The organism is Paraburkholderia sp. BL25I1N1 (assembly GCF_003002025.1).
In the GTDB taxonomy this organism is placed as follows: Bacteria; Pseudomonadota; Gammaproteobacteria; order Burkholderiales; family Burkholderiaceae; genus Paraburkholderia.
The window spans coordinates 69852-88059 of the sequence record NZ_PVZB01000002.1 but is presented as its reverse complement, the minus strand read 5'-3'; the positions used below and the strand labels follow the sequence as shown (position 1 = coordinate 88059).

At 62.0% G+C, this 18208-nt stretch carries 15 protein-coding genes; 11 read left to right on the top strand and 4 right to left on the bottom strand.

Annotation, left to right across the window (positions count from 1 at the left end; translation table 11 throughout):
- Window positions 1-32: 32 nt before the first annotated feature.
- Entirely contained in the window at window positions 33-458 is a 426-nt protein-coding gene (locus B0G73_RS03235; protein ID WP_106278373.1) for a glycine zipper family protein, read from the bottom strand.
- A 389-nt stretch (window positions 459-847) separates the two neighbouring features.
- On the opposite strand from B0G73_RS03235, the gene B0G73_RS03230 reads away from it, so the two are divergent.
- From B0G73_RS03230 to B0G73_RS03215, 4 genes are all read left to right on the top strand, one after another.
- Window positions 848-2224: a DUF3300 domain-containing protein gene (locus B0G73_RS03230; RefSeq protein ID WP_258193160.1), complete on the top strand. Its 1377-nt coding sequence runs from the start codon at window positions 848-850 to the stop codon at window positions 2222-2224.
- Between the two features lie 9 nt (window positions 2225-2233).
- Window positions 2234-3193, top strand: a complete 960-nt coding sequence (locus B0G73_RS03225) for a DUF2950 domain-containing protein (RefSeq protein ID WP_106278371.1) — start codon at window positions 2234-2236, stop codon at window positions 3191-3193.
- 277 nt (window positions 3194-3470) lie between these two features.
- Window positions 3471-5195 (top strand): SulP family inorganic anion transporter, encoded by a 1725-nt coding sequence (locus B0G73_RS03220; protein WP_106278369.1) that lies wholly within the window; start codon window positions 3471-3473, stop codon window positions 5193-5195.
- Window positions 5196-5229: 34 nt separating this feature from the next.
- The gene (locus B0G73_RS03215; RefSeq protein ID WP_116144712.1) at window positions 5230-5628 is read left to right on the top strand and encodes an RT0821/Lpp0805 family surface protein; all 399 of its coding nucleotides are present in this window, start codon (window positions 5230-5232) and stop codon (window positions 5626-5628) included.
- Window positions 5629-5809: 181 nt separating this feature from the next.
- On the opposite strand, the gene B0G73_RS03210 is transcribed toward B0G73_RS03215, so the two are convergent.
- The gene (locus tag B0G73_RS03210; protein WP_106277859.1) at window positions 5810-6022 is read right to left on the bottom strand and encodes a DUF2964 family protein; all 213 of its coding nucleotides are present in this window, start codon (window positions 6020-6022) and stop codon (window positions 5810-5812) included.
- A gap of 240 nt (window positions 6023-6262) precedes the next feature.
- Between B0G73_RS03210 and B0G73_RS03205 the strand changes: the two genes are divergently transcribed.
- From B0G73_RS03205 to fabI, 4 genes are read left to right on the top strand one after another with little or no spacing between them, the layout of a single operon-like run.
- Window positions 6263-8605, top strand: a complete 2343-nt coding sequence (locus B0G73_RS03205; protein WP_106278367.1) for a DUF3141 domain-containing protein — start codon at window positions 6263-6265, stop codon at window positions 8603-8605.
- Window positions 8606-8656: 51 nt separating this feature from the next.
- Window positions 8657-9595 (top strand): phosphate acetyltransferase, encoded by a 939-nt coding sequence (locus tag B0G73_RS03200; RefSeq protein ID WP_106277858.1) that lies wholly within the window; start codon window positions 8657-8659, stop codon window positions 9593-9595.
- 4 nt (window positions 9596-9599) lie between these two features.
- Entirely contained in the window at window positions 9600-10784 is a 1185-nt protein-coding gene (locus B0G73_RS03195) for an acetate/propionate family kinase (RefSeq protein ID WP_106277856.1), read from the top strand.
- A gap of 30 nt (window positions 10785-10814) precedes the next feature.
- The gene (gene fabI, locus B0G73_RS03190) at window positions 10815-11597 is read left to right on the top strand and encodes an enoyl-ACP reductase FabI (RefSeq protein ID WP_106277854.1); all 783 of its coding nucleotides are present in this window, start codon (window positions 10815-10817) and stop codon (window positions 11595-11597) included.
- Between the two features lie 57 nt (window positions 11598-11654).
- On the opposite strand, the gene B0G73_RS03185 is transcribed toward fabI, so the two are convergent.
- On the bottom strand, window positions 11655-12158 hold the full coding sequence (locus tag B0G73_RS03185; protein WP_106277853.1) for a hypothetical protein: 504 nt from the start codon (window positions 12156-12158) through the stop codon (window positions 11655-11657).
- Between the two features lie 177 nt (window positions 12159-12335).
- Window positions 12336-12593 carry a hypothetical protein gene (locus tag B0G73_RS03180; protein ID WP_106277851.1) on the bottom strand — a complete coding sequence of 86 codons (258 nt, stop codon included), beginning with the start codon at window positions 12591-12593 and terminating at the stop codon, window positions 12336-12338.
- Between the two features lie 500 nt (window positions 12594-13093).
- Between B0G73_RS03180 and B0G73_RS03170 the strand changes: the two genes are divergently transcribed.
- Genes B0G73_RS03170 through B0G73_RS03160 form a run of 3 tightly spaced genes read left to right on the top strand, consistent with a single transcriptional unit; the run spans window position 13094 to window position 18200 of the window.
- Window positions 13094-14686 carry an aspartate:alanine exchanger family transporter gene (locus B0G73_RS03170; protein ID WP_106277849.1) on the top strand — a complete coding sequence of 531 codons (1593 nt, stop codon included), beginning with the start codon at window positions 13094-13096 and terminating at the stop codon, window positions 14684-14686.
- Between the two features lie 46 nt (window positions 14687-14732).
- Window positions 14733-15728 carry a 2-hydroxyacid dehydrogenase gene (locus B0G73_RS03165; RefSeq protein WP_106277847.1) on the top strand — a complete coding sequence of 332 codons (996 nt, stop codon included), beginning with the start codon at window positions 14733-14735 and terminating at the stop codon, window positions 15726-15728.
- Window positions 15729-18200 (top strand): mechanosensitive ion channel family protein, encoded by a 2472-nt coding sequence (locus tag B0G73_RS03160; protein ID WP_106277846.1) that lies wholly within the window; start codon window positions 15729-15731, stop codon window positions 18198-18200.
- Window positions 18201-18208 lie beyond the last annotated feature (8 nt).

Below are 18208 nucleotides of genomic sequence, written 5' to 3'. Positions count from 1 at the left end.
CAGGGCGGATTACCCGGCTTACACGCTAAAGTTCATTTGATGGAGTAGCCACGACCTTCCATACACGCGGCATAGGCGCGATTGAATGTGTCCATCGAACCCTGTGTCTGGGACTGTGTCGATGCCGCGGCCGCGCGCCGGTTCTGCCGCGCACGCGATCCGCCGACCATCGTACCGGTTGCGGCTCCGATCGCCGCCCCTTTGCCCGCATCGCCCGCTATGGCTCCGATGACCGCGCCTCCGGCAGCGCCACGTGCGGCGCCCTGAACGCGCTCACCGCCGCCCACCGCCGGTCCGGAAGGCGGAGGCGGGGCGTTGGCCATTGCCGCCGGGTCCACGCCGGTGTTGTTCTTGGCCCACGAATAACAGGCACCGTCATCCTGCTGTTGCGTTTGCGCGCTTTGCCCTTTCGCGGGATAGGCAATGGGCTTCGATTGCGCCATACCATCGCATGACATCGAACCCGCTAAAGCGGCGAGAAGAATGTACTTTCTCAACGTGATCACGGCGACTCCTTGCGTAAGTCCACACCTATGCGGACCGCCGGCTGCCTTTTTGGACTAGCGTGAAATCGAAGCTGGCGCGGGTGTTGAGTCCTGTCAGTATCGAGCGCTCGGCGAGGTGTCGGCAGCGATGGCATCTTCGCTCTCATCATTGCGTCCCGGGCATGCAGTGCGCAATCGGACCAAGGTCGTATTTGCAACAGGGCACCCGTCGGGTCCAAACTGTTTGCAGGGCACGTGTGTCTCGTTTCCATTGCTTCGGATAACTGTCTTTTAAAGCTCGTTTAAAGGTCGCAAGCCTGCTTGAGTGTGAAGAGTGAGGGGAAGCAACAATGGACCGCGTTATGCGTGCTTTTGAACGGATCATCCCGTTTGAGTGGGCGCCCGACAGGCGGCCGCGAACGGTCGTCGTGCAGGAACTCAAGTTGCCCCGGATCTCGATCCATGCGGTTATCGTCGCAATGCTTGCGCTCTACGTCATGTCGTCCGCGACGGTCTCAATTGCGCAGGCCCCCGCGGCTGACGTCGGCGCGGCCGCCGTTCCCGCTGCTACGCTCGACAAACTTGTCGGACCCATTGCGTTATATCCAGACGATCTCGTCGCCATCATTCTTCCCGCCGCGACTTACCCGGTGGAGATCGTGCAGGCGGATCGCTTCCTCGAACAGCGCAAAAGTGACAAGTCGCTCAAACTCAACGAGAACTGGCACGATCCCGTGAAGGCCTTGCTGAATTACCCCGAGGTCGTCAAAAGAATGAGTACGGATCTCGACTGGACGATCAGCGTCGGCGAAGCCGTTGTCGCCGATCAGGGCGCGGTACTGGAGGCGGTGCAGCGCTTCCGGCGTCAAACGCAGGCGGCGGGTCAGCTCAAAACCGACGACAAGCAGGTCGTGGTGGTCGAGAAGGAGGTGATCAAGATCGTCCCGGCCGACCCGCAGGTAATTTACGTGCCGCAATACAACCCGACCACCGTCGTGGTAGCCGGCGCACCTCCGAGCTATGCCTACCTGCCTGCACCTTATCCGGCCTACTACTATCCGTACGCTCCGGGTGCGGCGCTCGCGACGGGCCTGATATGGGGAGCGGCGATTGGCGCGGCCTGGAACGGCGGACACTACGAGGCTCATTACGGAGGCGGCGGCAATAACAACATCAACATCAACCGGGAGAGGAACGTCGAGCGAGGCGATCGGGAAAGGAATGTCGAGCGAGGCAATATCAACACGGGCGATGTCAACCGCACGCGAGGCCAGGGAGGGCAATCGTCCGCATGGCGATCCGAGAAGAAGCCAGGCCAGGTGAGCGGCACGACAGGCCGCGCCGCCGGCATGCAACGGGTCGGCGACGCACCGGCCCGCGGCGCCGCGGGAGGTGGTAATGCGGCTTCGGGAGGACGGCAGCAAGCGGCTCAACGTCCGGCTACGCCGGCCACGAGAGACCAGGGTGCTCAGCGCCCCGCTTCGGCGGGCACGCGGGACCAAGGCGCGGGGGCCTCGCAAAGGGGCGGGGGCGATGCGTTTAGCGGCTACGGATCGGCGCGCGACGCACAGGCGAATAGTTCAAGGGGCGCGGCGAGTCGTCAGTCGTTCTCCGACTCCCACAGCCGGGCTTCTGGCCATTCCGGCGGTGGATTTTCATCGGGAGGCGGGCGCGGCGGTGGCGGTGGCGGCGGGTTCCAGCGTGGCGGTGGTGGCGGCCGCGGTGGTGGACGGCGATAGGGGATGACAATGACTGACCCGATCAGGACCGGCACGAACCGGCGCGCGGAATGGCGGCCCCGCCTGGCAATATGGTGCGTGTTATACGCGATGGTTCTCGCATTGCTGATTCCGCTTGGTGCCTTTGCCGCGGAGCAACGCACGTTCGCGACGCCGGAGCAGGCGGTCACCGCTTTGTCCGAGGCGCTGAAGGCCCGCGATGAAGCGACGCTCGTCGCCATTTTTGGCGAGGCGCACAAGCGCCTGGTGGTGTCGCCGGATCAGGCGGAGAACGAAGCGAATTGGGCCAAGGCGAGCGCCGAACTGGATGCCTTCCATGTCCTCGATGAAGCCGGACCGGATCGGCGGATTCTGCTGGTCGGCGACGAGGCCTGGCCGATGCCGATCCCCATCGTGAAGGAGAAGGGTAGCTGGCGGTTTGCCACGGAACTCGGCGAGGAAGAAATCCTGAATCGGCGTATCGGCGCGAACGAACGCGAGGCAATCCACGTGCTGCGCGCCTATGTCGACGCACAGCGGGAATATGCGTCACGTGATCGAAACAATGACGGCCTGCTGGAATACGCGCAAAAGCTTGCCAGCACGCCCGGCAGGCAGGACGGCCTTTACTGGCGGACAGACGAGAGCAGCGGTGAGGAAGCCAGTCCATTCGGACCGCTGATCGCCGTCAGCTCAGCGTATCTGAAGGGCCACCAGGCGGGTGACGCTTATCGGGGATATCACTTCCGCATCTTGACGCGGCAAGGCAAGAACGCGGCGGGCGGCGCCTTCAGCTACATCATCAACGGGCACATGCTCGCCGGCTTTGCGATGGTCGCCTATCCGGCCGAATATGGCACGACCGGTGTGATGACTTTCGTGGTCAACAACAACGGGGTGATTTACCAGAAAGATCATGGCGCGAACGCGTCGCCCGTCACGATGTTCGATCCGGATCAAACATGGCAGCGCGTCAACGATCCCTATTGAGGCGGTCGCCGCGCTTGATGCCCGGCTCTGGTGGGGCGCTGGCGGCTTCGACGGTACGACAGTACGACAGCGCGGCCACGCAGGCATCTAGGACCAAGGTCCGATGTGGACCGCGCAGACCACCGACTATGCTTGAGGAGCAGCACGGCCCGGCCCGGGGGCATCGCGCACCATATCGTGGAACGGCGTGCGGCCGTGCTCCTGTCGAGTTTGCTTCCGTCTGCGAGGCGCTACGTTGACCAACGAATCCAGCGTCACCGAGCCGGTGACGGATCAGATGCCCGCGCGCGGGTGGCGCAACGTGTTTCCGCCCGCGCAATGGCTCGGAGCCTATCAGCCTCGATGGCTCGTGAAGGACGCGGTAGCCGGAGTCACGCTCGCGGCCTACGGGATCCCGGTTTCGCTCGCGTATGCGCTGCTGGCCGGTTTACCCGCGCAATACGGCATCTATGGTTATCTCGTCGGGGGACTCTTCTACGCACTCTTCGGCTCGTCGCGCCAACTCGCGATCGGTCCGACTTCGGCGATCTCGATGCTGGTCGGCGTGACCGTCGCGGCGATGGCCGACGGCGATCCGGCGCGCTGGGCTTCGATCGCGGCGCTCACGGCCGTGGTGATCGCCGGCATGTGTCTGGTGGCCTGGTTGCTACGCTTGAGTTCACTGGTCAATTTCATCAGCGAGACGATCCTGCTCGGCTTCAAGGCGGGCGCGGCGTTGACTATCGCGATGACCCAACTGCCTAAACTCTTCGGGGTCAAGGGTGGCGGAGAGTCGTTCTTCGAGCGGATTGCCGTGCTCGGCGGACAGCTAGGACAGACTAATCTCGTCGTGCTCGGATTTGGTCTGGTCTGCATTGCGTTGCTGCTGCTCGGCGAAAAATATCTGCCGGGGCGTCCGGTTGCGCTCTTCGTCGTGATCGCGTCGATTGTCGTGTTGTCCGTCACGCCGCTGGCCGGTTATGGATTCAAGCTGGTGGGCGCCCTGCCTCAAGGGTTGCCGGAATTCCGCCTGCCAGGGCTGCGCATACGCGATGTCGATGGCGTCATTCCACTCGCTTTTGCGTGCCTGTTGCTGGCGTACGTCGAAAGCGTTTCGGCCGCGCGCGCGCTCGCGCAGGCCCACGGTTACGAGATCGACGCGCGCCAGGAACTGCTCGCTCTGGGAGCCGCGAATCTGGCTGCCGGATTATTCCAGGCGTATCCGGTCGCAGGCGGACTTTCTCAATCGTCGGTGAATGACAAGGCGGGCGCGAAGACTCCGCTTGCGCTCGTATTCGCGTCGATTGCCATCGGGCTCTGTCTCATGTTCCTGACGGGTCTGCTCGCCAACTTGCCCAATGTCGTGCTGGCGGCCATTGTGCTGGTGGCCGTGAAGGGATTGGTCGATATCGGTGAGCTACGCCATCTCTGGCGCGTCAGCCATTTTGAATTCGCTATCTCCATGGTGGCGTTCGCGGCGGTGCTGACGCTGGGAATTCTGAATGGCGTGATCGTCGCCGTCATTGTCTCGATGCTCCTGATCATCCGGCGTGCCGCGCATCCTCATGTGGCGGTGCTAGGGCGTATCCCTGGCACGCGAATTTTCTCGGACATCGAGCGGCATGCCGAGAACGAGGCGATTGCGCATGTGCTGACCGTGCGCGTCGAGGCGTCGCTGCTTTACTTCAATGTCGAGCATGTGCGCGAGACCGTCTGGCGGAGAATCCGCGCAGCTTCCGAGCCAGTCGAACTGGTGATCTGTGACCTGTCCGCGTCGCCGGTTGTCGACCTCGCGGGCGCGCGGATGCTGAAGGCGTTGCACGACGCGCTGCTGGCCGCCGGCACGGCGATGAAAGTGGTGGCCGCACACGCGGAGGTGCGCGACATGCTTCGTGCCGAGGGGCTCGAAGACCGTTTTGGCCACATCGGTCGGCGCGGCTCGGTGGCTGACCTCGTCGACGAGTTTCAGTCGCAGGGGAATATTGCCGATGGCCCAGGTGTGGCACCACAGGCCGCTACGTGATATGTGGCCGTACCGCTATCAACGGAGATGATCCATGCAAGCGCATTCCCCCATGACCGTCCATTTGTTCGCGCGCCGGCTCGCCGGCGCCGCGTTGCTGGCCGGCGCGACTTTTAGCCATGCCGCGAATCTGAATTTCCTGAAAGACACGCCGGTGAGCTACATGAAGGAAGCTGACCGTAAAGCGCTCAACGACGCAGCCCAGGTGGCGCTCGAAACCAAGAAAGATGGCGAATCGATGGAATGGAACAACTCGGGCACCGGCAACTCCGTTTCGATCAAGGGCACGGTGACTCCGCGCGATACCTCGAAGGAGGGCGACAGAACTTGCCGCACCACGACGCTTGTCGCGATCGCAAAAGGCCAGACGCAAAGCTGGACGCCGACTGTCTGCAAACAGGGCAGCGGCCCCTGGAAGATCCTCAGGCAATGAGCGGAGCGTCGCAACGGGCGACGCCGACCCGGGAAAGTTCTTCCTGGAGAGTGCAAATGAGCAAACGGGAAATGCAGGATACCGGGAAGGCGGCGGGTGGAGGCGCGGTTGAGCGCGCTGCGAACCTGGCGATACTGTCAGCCATTCGCGACGGGTACGGCAGCAGCGATTGCGCCGCCCATCAGCGGGGTTCGCCTCGCTTTCTCGACCGGTGGTTTGCCATGGGGTTTAGTGCTATGACGAATGTCGCCACGCCAATGATGAGCGCCAGGACGCCATAGCGGAATTCATGTGGCACTTCATAGAGCAGACCCCGGATCGTCGCATAGAGTCCCCCGATCCAGATAAAAACGCCAACCGCCGCACAGCCGATTCTGAATTCAGAGCGTTTCATTAACGTCCCCCGGCACTCGCGCGAAGTTGAATTTCAGTTTAGGACATCAGATGCCGCTGCGGGAGCGAGGAATTACTTTAGGTCTGGATAACCGGGGATCGGTTCGTCGGACCAAGGTCGTATTGCCTGTTGTCGGGAGAAGGGCCATTGTGGTGAGCCGTATCGTTCGGCAAACCACAGATTGGCGTTGCGATGGCATGACGCTACTACGTTGGCCATTATGTGGAGGGTCATGCCATGATGGACGCAAAAAATCAGATCTCCCGGAGTCAGGAGATCACCGCAAAGGTTGCACGTCTTTATCAGAAGCGCTCGCAAATCGCGCAGCAGGGTTTCAGCCAACGCGTACATGATGCCGCGACCCGTCTCGGAGCCGACCGCGGCACCGGGTCGCCAGGCAGCGCGTGGGCTGCCGCGCTCGACCCTTGGGCTGGCTACCGCCATGCCGTCGACGTGATGCAGCGCACGGTACTCTTTTGGGACACGCTGCGCCAGCGCGGAAATAGTTTTGTCGACCAGACGTCTCGCGGATTGCAGCCGGTGCTGCATTTTGCTTACGAGACCGTGCTCGACGCCCGCCTGTTCGCGCGTCCTGTCAACTATGCGTTGCTACGTATTCTGCCGCCCGAAGGCGTGTCGATCGACATGCGCAAACGCCCTTATGTGATCATCGATCCGCGCGCGGGTCATGGTCCGGGCATCGGTGGTTTCAAGGACGATTCACAGGCAGGGGTGGCGCTGAAGGCCGGGCATCCGGTGTATTTCGTCATCTTTTTCCGCGACCCGGAACCCGGCCAGACAATGCTCGATGTTTGCGCGGCGGAGCAACAGTTCGTCCGGAAAGTGTGCGAGTTGCATCCCGACAGCGCTAAGCCCGCGATCGTCGGCAATTGCCAGGGCGGCTGGGCCGCAATGATGGTGGCGAGTTCCGACCCGGACCATACGGGGCCGCTCGTCATCAACGGCGCACCGATGTCTTACTGGAGCGGCGCGTGGAGCGAAGGGGAGGGCGACAATCCCATGCGTTATTCCGGCGGCATGCTGGGAGGCACCTGGCTCGCGTCACTCACCGCGGATCTCGGCAACGGCAAGTTCGACGGTGCCCATCTGGTTCAGAACTTCGAGAACCTCAATCCCGCCAATAGTTTGTGGGACAAGTATTACCACCTCTTTGATAACGTCGATACGGAGCCGCCGCGTTTCCTTGACTTCGAACGCTGGTGGGGTGGGTACTATTTAATGAACCGCGAAGAGATTCAGTGGATTACGCAAAATCTGTTCATCGGCAACAAACTGTGGTCCGGGGAAGTCAGAGGCGTAGGTGGCGGCGCATTCGATCTACGCGACATCAAGTCGCCAATCATTCTCTTCGCCTCGCTCGGCGATAACATCACGCCACCGCAACAGGCGTTCAACTGGGTCGCCGACATCTACGGCAGCACGGAGGAAATCAAGGCGCGCGGCCAGGTGATTGTCGGGCTCATGCACAAGAGCATCGGCCACCTCGGCATCTTCGTGTCAGGCAAGGTGGCGAAAAAAGAGCATACGCAGATCACGTCGGTGCTGGAGACGATTGAGACGTTTCCACCGGGACTGTATGGCATGGAGATCACCGAACGCGAAGGAGCGAACGGCGCGACTGAATACGACGTGGAACTGCGTGAACATCGGCTCGAAGAAGTCAGCGCGCGGTTTAACCGGTTCGAGCGAGTGGACGAGCAGCCATTCGAGGCCGTTAAGCGGGTCTCGGAGTTGAATCAGCGGGCGTACGAGTTCTTCGTTCAGCCGTTCGTGCAGGCCATGTCGAACGAGACGACGGCCACTTTGCTGCGGCAATTTCATCCGCTGCGCGCGCAGCGTTGGGCATTCTCGGACATGAACCCGTGGCTCGCCTGGCTTGGACCGGCCGCGGAAGCGGTCAGCGCGACACGCAAAACGGACGCACAGGCTGACATGCCGCTGCGGCAGTTCGAACGATATGGCGCCGACATGGTCAGCGCATCGCTCGACTACTATCGCGCGATGCGTGACGCCGCGACCGAAAGTGCATTCTTCTCTCTCTACGGCAACATGTTTTCCGCGTATGAGGGCGGCGAGCGGAACGATGCGCTTGAAAAATCCGCTCGAGCCGAGGCGAATCCGCGAGACCTGCCGTTCGTTAAAGATGCGCTTTCGTCGATGACCGAGGGCGGCTACAGCGAAGCCGTTGCGCGGGTGGCCTGTCTGCTGGCGCGGCGAGGCGAGGCACTTCCGCTTGCACGGCTGGTGTTGCGCCAGCAACTCGCCGAGGATTACGCGGAGTACCTGCCGCAACTTCCGCCGGATCAGTGGCGGCGCATACGCGGCGAGCAGGAAATCATCGTGTCCTACGAGCCGGATCAGGCGCTTGCCACGCTTCCCGTCCTGCTCGGCGACCGCGAAGATCGCAGGAAACTGCTCGGGCTGATCGCCAAGCTGCTTGCCGATAGCCGCGTGCAAGGCGCAGAGCCGACACCCGCACAGTTGAGCATGCTAGAAGGCATTCAATCGATTCTACCTGTGAAGGCCCAGCGCGGGCCTCAAGCATCGGCATCCGCGCGTTAGGTCCTTGACAGCGGTGCCAGCCAGCCGGGCCTCCGGCACGAAGGAGATCTCATGGACCGCGAGCATGACAAGTATCAACGGCTCATCGACTTTTGCCGCACGCAACAGCCAGTCATCACCGCAGTGGCGCACCCATGCGATCGAAGCTCGCTGGAAGGGGTGGTTCAGGCAGCGGAGCTTGGGCTGATCATACCGATTCTCGTTGGGCCGCAGCAGCGCATCCGAGCGATCGCCGCGCAAGAGAACCTGGACATCGCGGACTTCACCCTCGTTGATGCATCGCACAGTCACGCCGCCGCTGCAAAGGCAGTCGAACTGGTGCGCGAAGGCAAAGCGGAGGCGCTGATGAAGGGCAGTCTGCACACGGACGAACTGATGGGTGCGGTCGTGAGCCGCGAAAGGGGGCTGCGCACGGCGCGCCGGGTAAGCCATTGTTTCGTGATGGACGTGCCTGGGCACGAGAACGCGCTGATCATCACGGACGCCGCCATTAACATCGCGCCCACGCTTGCGGAGAAAGTCGACATTCTGCAGAACGCCATTGATCTTGGGCACGCGATGCAGATGCCTGAGGTGCGCGTGGCTATCCTGTCGGCGATCGAGACAGTGAGTCCGAAGGTGCCATCGACGATCGAGGCCGCGGCCTTGTGCAAGATGGTCGACCGCCATCAGATCACGGGCGCGCTCGTCGATGGCCCTCTTGCGCTCGACAATGCAATCGATCTCGAAGCGGCACGAACCAAGAAGATCGACTCGCCAGTAGCCGGCCGCGCGAACGTGCTGATGGTGCCCGATCTGGAAGCGGGCAACATGCTGGCAAAAAGTCTGTCTTTTCTTGCGGGCGCGGATGCCGCGGGCATCGTGCTCGGCGCGCGCGTGCCGATCATTCTGACGAGTCGCGCGGATTCGGTCAGGACGCGGCTAGCGTCCTGTGCGGTCGCGTCGATGGTGGCGCGGATGCGCAAGGAAGAATCCAGACTCATGGGGTGAAGCGATGGCCGATGTCATTCTCGTACTCAATGCCGGCTCGTCCAGCATCAAATTTAGCGCCTTCGATGCCGGGTCGCAGGATCTGGCGCTGGTGCTGCGTGGCCAGATCGAAGGCCTTTTCTCCGCGCCCCGTTTCCTGGCATTCGACCAGTCCGGCGAGCAACTCGGCGTCAAAGAGTGGGGCGCTGGCGCGCGGCTCGAACATGAGGGCGCGATTGCCTATATCGGTGAGTTCTTGCGCAGCAATCGCGGCGGCAATCGCCTTATCGCAGTGGGGCATCGCGTCGTGCATGGAGGCCGGCATTTCGCGCAACCGGCGCTTGCCACCCCGGACGTACTCGACGAACTCGACAAGCTTGCGCCACTGGCGCCGTTACATCAGGTCCACAATCTGAAGCCGATTCGCATCATCGCGACGCAGAATCCGGCAATGCCACAGGTGGCCTGTTTCGATACCGCATTCCACGCAACCCAGGGGGAACTCGCTTACGCCTTCGCACTGCCCGAGTCGATTACGTCGCGAGGTGTGCGGCGCTATGGTTTCCACGGTCTTTCATACGAATACATCGCGAAAGCGTTGCCGCACATCTCACCCGAGGCCGCGAAAGGGCGCACCGTGGTCGCGCATCTGGGCAACGGCGCGAGCATGTGCGCCATGTTGGGAGGCCGCAGCGTCGCGAGCACGATGGGCTTCACCGCTGTAGACGGACTGCCGATGGGCACGCGCTGCGGCAATCTCGATCCCGGCGTCATCCTGTATCTGTTCGACGAACTGGGCATGAACGCGCGCGAGGTGGAAGACCTGGTGTATCGCCGCTCAGGTCTATTGGGTGTGTCCGGCATATCGAGCGATATGCGCACTCTGCTCGCGAGCGACGACGCCCGCGCGCGTTTCGCGATCGAGCTGTACACGTACCGGATCGGGCGCGAACTCGGATCGCTCGTGGCCGCGCTCGATGGACTCGATGCACTGGTCTTCACTGCCGGCATCGGCGAGCGGTCGGCGGAAATCCGCCGGCGGGTCGCTGAAAAGGCGCGTTGGTGTGGCATCGAACTTGACGAGAACGCAAACGCTGCGGACGGTCCACGCATCAGTGCTGCTTCGAGCAAGGTCGGCGTATGGGTCATTCCCACCAATGAGGAACTGATGATCGCGCGGCACACCCGTAATCTGATTGGCGCTCACTGAACGAGCGTAAGAGTGTAAGGAGATCTTGTGATGAGTCTGGATCATCCACAGCCTGTTCTGCAAGGCGCGAAAGCGCTCGTGACGGGTATTGCGAACGAACACTCGATCGCTTATGGCTGCGCAAAGGCGTTTCGCGAACTGGGCGCCGAACTGGCCATTACCTACGCCGATGAAAAGGCGAAGCCCCATGTCGAACCGCTTGCCACGGGTCTGAACGCACCGATTTTCATGCCGCTCGACGCGTCGAGCCAGGAAGAACTGGAAGCAGTATTCGGGCGGATCGCGAGTGAATGGAATCATCTGGACATCTTGGTGCATTCGATTGCGTGGGCGCCGAAGGCCGACCTTCAGGGAGGGCTGCTCAACAGTTCGTCTGAAGGGTTTGGCGCCGCGATGGATATCTCCTGCCATTCGTTCGTGCGCATGGCGCGGCTTGCCGCACCCTTGATGAAAAATGGAGGCTCGATGTTCACCATGAGCTATCACGGTGCGAACAAGGTCGTCCCGAACTACAACCTGATGGGCCCCGTCAAGGCTGCGCTCGAAGCTTGCGCGCGCTATCTTGCCTATGAACTCGGACCGCAGGGTATCCGCGTACATGCGATCTCGCCGGGCCCGTTGAAGACGCGTGCGGCATCGGGCCTGAAGGACTTCGATCTTCTGCTGACAGAAGCGGCCGAGCGCGCACCGCTCGGCGAGCTGGTCGACATCATGGACGTCGGTTTCACCTGTGCCTTTCTCGCGACGCCGTATGCGCGACGTCTCTCGGGTGAGACGTTATATGTCGATGGAGGGGTGCACATCATGGCGTGATCCGATCGATGCGGTCAACCTCGAACGCATCGACCTGAAGAGATCATCGATTTGCCGCTAGAACCGGTTGCGCATGCTGGGATCGAATCTCGGATCGGGCTGTCTCTGCGTCTGCCGCAAGATGCCCTGATCATCGAAGTAGAAGTGGTAGAGCAGATGGTCGATATTGTTCTCCAGGTACCGGTATGACCAGACCTCCCGGTTCGTTCGCTTAAAGTAGGCGGTTTCGAAGGGGCGGCCAAAGTTGACGAGCACGTCGTTGCGGGTCCACTTACCTATCTCCGCGCGATGGAACTCATTGTCCTGAAGTACTTGTCGAACACCCAGCACTTTGCCGGAAGCGTCGATGTCGGCTGCGGTAGTCGTCGTACCCATGGGCTGGGTCGGCCACATCAGCCGCTTGCCGCCGTTCGGCAGATCGTAAGTTTCCTTGGGCGGACCCAACCGGCCGATAAGTACGGACTGGTCTGCACCAGCCTCGACCTGCCGGTGCGGTTCCGTGCAAGCCGCGAGAAACAGCGCCGCGGTACATGCCGTTAAAAATGCGAGTCGATTAAGCATGTGAGTGCTCCGGTACGGGTGATCAGACCTGACAGTCTCTGTTCTCACCGAACATCGCGCCGCGCTTAACAGACGAATGCAGGCATGGGTTGCTATCGGACGTGCTTGCTACGCTCGAAACAACGAGGCTGCGGTAATCTGACGACGCTCAGTTTGGTGATGGGCATCGATCCAGACTCAGTACTTGATGTTTCGGGCCGCCTGGCGTCCCTGCTCCTTGGTGTGTCGCTTGTCCTGCCGGCATTGCGAATTGCTTTGCTGATTGGCGGCGCGACAATCCTGCTTGGTGTGTCGCGCGCCCTGGCGAGTGTCCTGGCGAACATCGCGTCCGGCGCGGCGTTGCTGCGCCTGCTCCGTCGCCCAGCACGCTCCCGTCGAAGCCGTTAGAAGCGTTGCGACTACGAGCCCGGTGAATCGACGGTTCCATTTAGACATGTCATGTCCTCCGGTAGGGTGCGTGGGCCGCTGCTGAAGGACTGGGTTGCGGGGACGTCGGCCGCCTTCGGGGCCGCAGTGTCGAACCGGGACGCATCGATCAGCACGACACGCAGGCGCGTGGCAGCAAGCGCTTCAAACTTCTGGATGTTGGCGCCGCGAGCGCCGCGCGGATGTCGGCTTTGTACTTCTTCGCTTCGACGTCTGGTTTGACGCCCCCTGAATAACAGGCACCGACTTGATGGTTCGTTACCCAAATTAATGCTATGACTCCGCTTACCATCGTAGTTCAAGCTACGAGTCTGCGCCTGCCGTTAAGGCATCGGACCATGGTCGTATTGTCATTCAAGGTCTTTAAACCTAGATTGAAATTTCGCCTTCAGACAGTCGAAATTCTTCAATCCCAGCTAATGTGACCGGACGAGCGTCAAGCGGGTGGAGCGACCCAGGCGCGGCGGTTCGATACGCCGCAGCGTCCTTGTGCCTCGAAAGGAACTGTTATGGATGCACTCAGGACATTGCTCGAAACCCAGCAACTCTTCACGCTGTTTCTGACGGTCGCGTTGGGTTATCTGGTCGGCGAGATCAGCATCAAGGGGGTGTCGCTCGGCGCCGGGGCGGTGCTGTTCGTCGGGTTGGCCATCGGCGGTTTCGCGCCCAAGGCTGCACCGCCCGCGCTGCTCGGCACGCTCGGGCTGCTGCTCTTTCTCTACGGCATCGGCATCCAGTACGGCGACCAGTTCTTCAAGGGCCTGACGAGCATCGAGGGTCTCAAGGCCAATGCGGCTGCGGTGCTCGGGGTCGTGATCGGCGGGCTTGTGTCCGTTGCGTTGGTGCCGCTCTTCGGCGTGAAGCTGGAGGAGGCGCTAGGCATGTTTGCGGGCGCGGGCACCAGCACCGCGAGCCTGCAAGCCGCGATGGCCGCCATGAAGAGCGACGGCCCCACGGTGGGCTACAGCGTCGCGTATCCGGTGGGCGTCGCGGGGCCGATCCTCTTCCTGTATGCCCTTAGCGCACTCCTCAAGCCGAACATCGCGCGGCCGCCGCCCAAGCTCGTCGAAACCGCCGAGATCGCCTTGAGAAATCCGGCGTTCATCGGTGTGACGCTGGCGGAGTTCGCGGCACGCATGCCGTCAGGGCTTGGGATCGCCGCGGTTCGCCGCGACCACCACAATCGGCCGCCCGCCGACGATCTCGTCCTCGCCGCCGACGATGTCCTTCTCGCCACCGCCACGGACCCAGCCGTGCTGCGCGAGGCCACCTCGATGTCCGGCGAACTGCAGCCCGGCCGCATGGCGAGCCATCGGGAGGATCTCGACTACGCGCGTGTGTTCGCGTCGAGCCGGGGCGTGGTCGGTAGCATGTTGCGCGACATCCGTTTCCCCGAGGGCGTCGTCTGCACGATCGCGCACGTGCGCCGCGGCGACGCCGACCTCATGCCGAACCCGGAGCTCGTCCTCGAATTCGGCGACCGGGTCGGCGTGCTCGTCAATCGCGCGCATCTCAAGCCGATTCGTGCTCTATTCGGCGATTCCATCAAGGGCACGGCCGAGCTGAACTTCATCTCGATCGGCGCCGGTGCGGCGCTTGGCCTCCTGGTGGGCGCGATTCCGCTCACGATTCCGGGTGTCGGCAAGCTCGCGCTCGGGCTCGCAGCGCTCCTCCTGACGGCGCTCGTCCTCGGCCGCGTGCGGCGCTTCGGGCCGTTCGTCTGGACGATGCCGCTCTCGGCCAATCTGGTACTGCGCAACTTCGGTCTGACTATCTTCCTTGCGCAGGTGGGCATCACCTCTGGCCCGAAATTCTTCGCGACCGTCGGCGTAACGGGCGTGTCGTTCCTGCTCTATGGCGTCGCTATTCTTCTCGCGCTCGTCGTCGTTACGGCGCTTGTTTGCCTATGGATTTTCAGGCTGCCGTTCGACATGACGGTGGGCGTCATCAGCGGCGCGACGGGCAATCCGGCGATCCTCGCATTCGCTAACCGTGTCGCACCGACCGATCGGCCCGACGTCGGCTACGCAATGATTTTCCCGTCGATGACCATTGTGAAAATCCTGTTCGTGCAGGTTGCCGTGCTACTGACGGGCGGATAGTGCGTCAGCCGAACCCCCGAACCTCGACCAGCCACGGAGGCCCTCGATGGACATAGCCGTCTTCAGCGCGAAGCCTTACGACCGCGAGTATCTCAACGCCGCGAACGCGGCGCACCGCCACCGTCTTCAGTACTTCGACGTGCCCCTCGACATCGAGACGGCCGCGCTTGCCGCAGGGCACGGCGCCGTGTGCATCTTCGTCAATGACCTCGCGGATTCGCCCGTACTTCAGGCGCTAAAGCAGGGCGGCACGAAGCTTGTCGCTTTGCGCTGCACCGGGTTCAACAACGTCGATCTGAAAGCGGCGGACAGCCTCGGGATCAAGGTGGTTCGCGTGGTGGACTACTCGCCGAACTCGGTGGCCGAGCATGCTGTCGCGCTGCTGATGGCGATCAACCGCAAAATCCACCGCGCCTACAATCGCACGCGCGATTTCAATTTTTCTCTCGACGGTCTGATGGGCTTCGACTTGTGCGGCAAGACGGTCGCCGTCATCGGCACAGGGAAGATCGGGCGGGTCTTCGGTAAGATCATGGTGGGGTTCGGCTGTAACGTGATCGGCTATGACAAGTTTCCGTCGCCGGAATTCGAGGCGTTAGGAGCGCGTTACGCGCTGCCGGGAGAAATCGGCGTGAGCGCGGACATCATCTCGCTGCATTGTCCGCTTACCCCCGAGACTTATCACGTGATAGACGCCGATACGCTTTCGCGCGCGAAGCCCGGCGCGCTGCTGATCAATACCAGCCGCGGCGCGCTCATCGACACTGAGGCGGTGATCGCCGCGCTGAGAAGTGGCCAGTTGGGCGGCCTTGCGATCGATGTGTACGAGCAGGAGGCAGAGTTGTTTTTTCGCGACCTGTCCGGCACCATCATCGCGGACGACATACTGCAGCGGCTCATCACTTTCCCGAACGTGATCGTGACGGGACACCAGGCTTTTCTCACGCGCGAGGCGGTCACGACGATCTGCGCCACGACCCTGCAAAGCGTCACGGAGTTCGAGACGGGCAAGCCGCTTTCGAACCAGATTAGCGCGAGCTGAATGCAACCCTCTGCGGACGTAACGTGCGGGCGGGTGAGTTTCGCCTGCTTATGGCTGAGCGTGACAGGCTTCCTCGTTCTGTCCGCGGCGCTCATCAATCCGGCGGCCGCCGCGTTGCCATCCGGATTGCAAAACCTCGTCGACAATGCGACGGGTGGCTCTGCGCCGGCTGCCTCGGCGGCACAGGCTGCATCGACACCAACGCTCGCGAGTCAGGCCGAATTGGCGCGCTCGCTGGACAGCCTGATCGGCACGCTCGAGAGCGACCCAGAGCGCAAAGCGCTGGTCGCCCAGTTGAAGGGGCTTCGTGCAGGCACCCAAAGTGCCGCACCCGTGGTGCCGGCATCGTCCGCACAGGACAACAGCGATCTGCTCGGCGCGATTGCCTCAGGCATTGCGTCTGTCGAGACGGATTTGAGCGAGGGCCGCACACCGTTGCATTACTGGGCGGCTCGTTCGCGCGCGGCGGCCAACGATCTTGGGACCATTTTCAGAGGCGCAAGCGGCGAGTCGTTCGGCAACGTCCTGCTTGGCCTGATCGGGACGCTTGCGGGCTGGGCCGCGTGCGCTGGCCTGTTGATCTATCTCGGGCGGAGCGTCAGTGCACGTTATGGCTGGAAGGTCACGCTCGAACCGAGTCCAACTTCATTCGAACTTTTGAATTTTGCATTTTGGCGCACGGCGCCATGGATCGTCGCATTCGTGGCGGTGGCGTTGTTCATGCGAGGAATGCCTGACGCGCTCGGCAGCACGTTAGGGCTTGTGATCGTTTATACAATAGTCGCGGGTTCGATTTTCTCGGCGCTCTGCCTGATCGTGTTCTCGGTGTTCAATACTGCACACCGGCGTGTCGCGGTTCACCAGTTGCTCGCGCAAAGCCGCTGGCCGCTTTTCGCGATCGGTGCATGTGGCGCGCTCGGCGACGCGACGGCCAATCCGGACGTCACGGGCCTGCTCGGCGTGAATCTCGCCGGGCTCGTGTCGGCATCCGCCAACGTGGCAGCGGCCGTCCTGATCGGTTATTTCGCAATCGCTTACCGGCGCCCTGTCACGCATCTGATACGCAATCGCCCGTATGCGGGAAGGCGTGACCACAAACTCGCCACGGAGGCGCTCGATATCCTCGCATCGCTGTGGCACATCCCGATCCTTTTAATCGCGATCGCGTCGGTCGTTGCGATTATCGACGCGCGCGGTTCGGAAGAAAACGTATTGCAGCCGTCGCTTCTCAGTGCGTTGTTACTCGTGCTCACGCTGTTCGTGTCGGCGCTGCTGATGCACCTGACGCGCCGAAGGGACACCCGTGCGCACCGTCGCGCGCCGCATCTGATGCGACTCTTGCGCTTCGCGAGCACGCTACTCGTTCTTCTGATGTGGCTTGCGTTCATTCAATTCGAACTGGACCTGTGGAGCGGTCCGATCGCGCGGATGATCAAGCACGGCACGATGACACCCAGTTTCAAGCACGCGCTGGTTACAGTCATCGCGACGGTTTTCTGCGCCTGGTTCATATGGATACTTTGCGATACCGCAATCCTCAACGCGTTGGGCCCGAGCAGTTCGCGAAACAAAGCACTCGATCCCGGCGTGCGGGCACGCACGATGTTGCCGCTCGTACGCAACGCTGTTTCCGTGACGGTTGTGACGCTCGCTGCCATCGTTGCCGCTGCCACTCTGGGCGTCAATCTGACACCTCTCCTTGCGGGTGCGGGCGTGATCGGTCTCGCGGTCGGCTTCGGTGCGAAGGCACTCGTCACTGATCTGATCACGGGCCTCTTCATCATTATCGAGGAGACGATCTCGGTCGGCGACTGGATTGAGATTGACGGCAGCCATGCTGGCGCCGTTATGGATCTGACGATCCGCACGGTCCGGTTGCGCGACGGACAAGGTGCGGTTCACACCATTCCCTTCTCGCAGATCAAGATCGTGAAGAACCTCTCGCGCGACTTCGCCAACGCGGTGTTCGAGGTACGGGTGCCCTTCGCCGTTGAACTCGATGACGTCACACGCATGATTGTGGAAGTGGGCGCCGACCTGCAGGAAGATTTTCGCCTGCGCAACGAAATACTTGCGCCCGTCGAAGTGTGGGGACTAGACCGATTCGAGGCTAACTGGATGGTCGTGAAAGGGCAGATCAAGACGCGTCCGTTGCAGCAGTGGAGCGTGGCGCGCGCTTTTAACGCTCGACTCAAGCGCAAGATGGATGAAGCGGGTATTGAAATTCCTGTACCGCATATGCGGCTTCATACCCCGGCAAACGGGCCCAATGCATGGTCGCAGTCTGACGAGGACGCCGAGGACGACAGCGGGCAAACGAACGACGCGAACAATGAGGCAGCGCGCAGTCCGGCCCGTACCGTGCCTGTGGAACCGCGGGTGCTCAAGGAGCCGCCCGCAACTCAGCCCGTGGTCCAGACAGGTTCCAGATCGTCCATCAATTCCCCCGGTAGCGATACCGGACGTCTTTAAGATGCGGT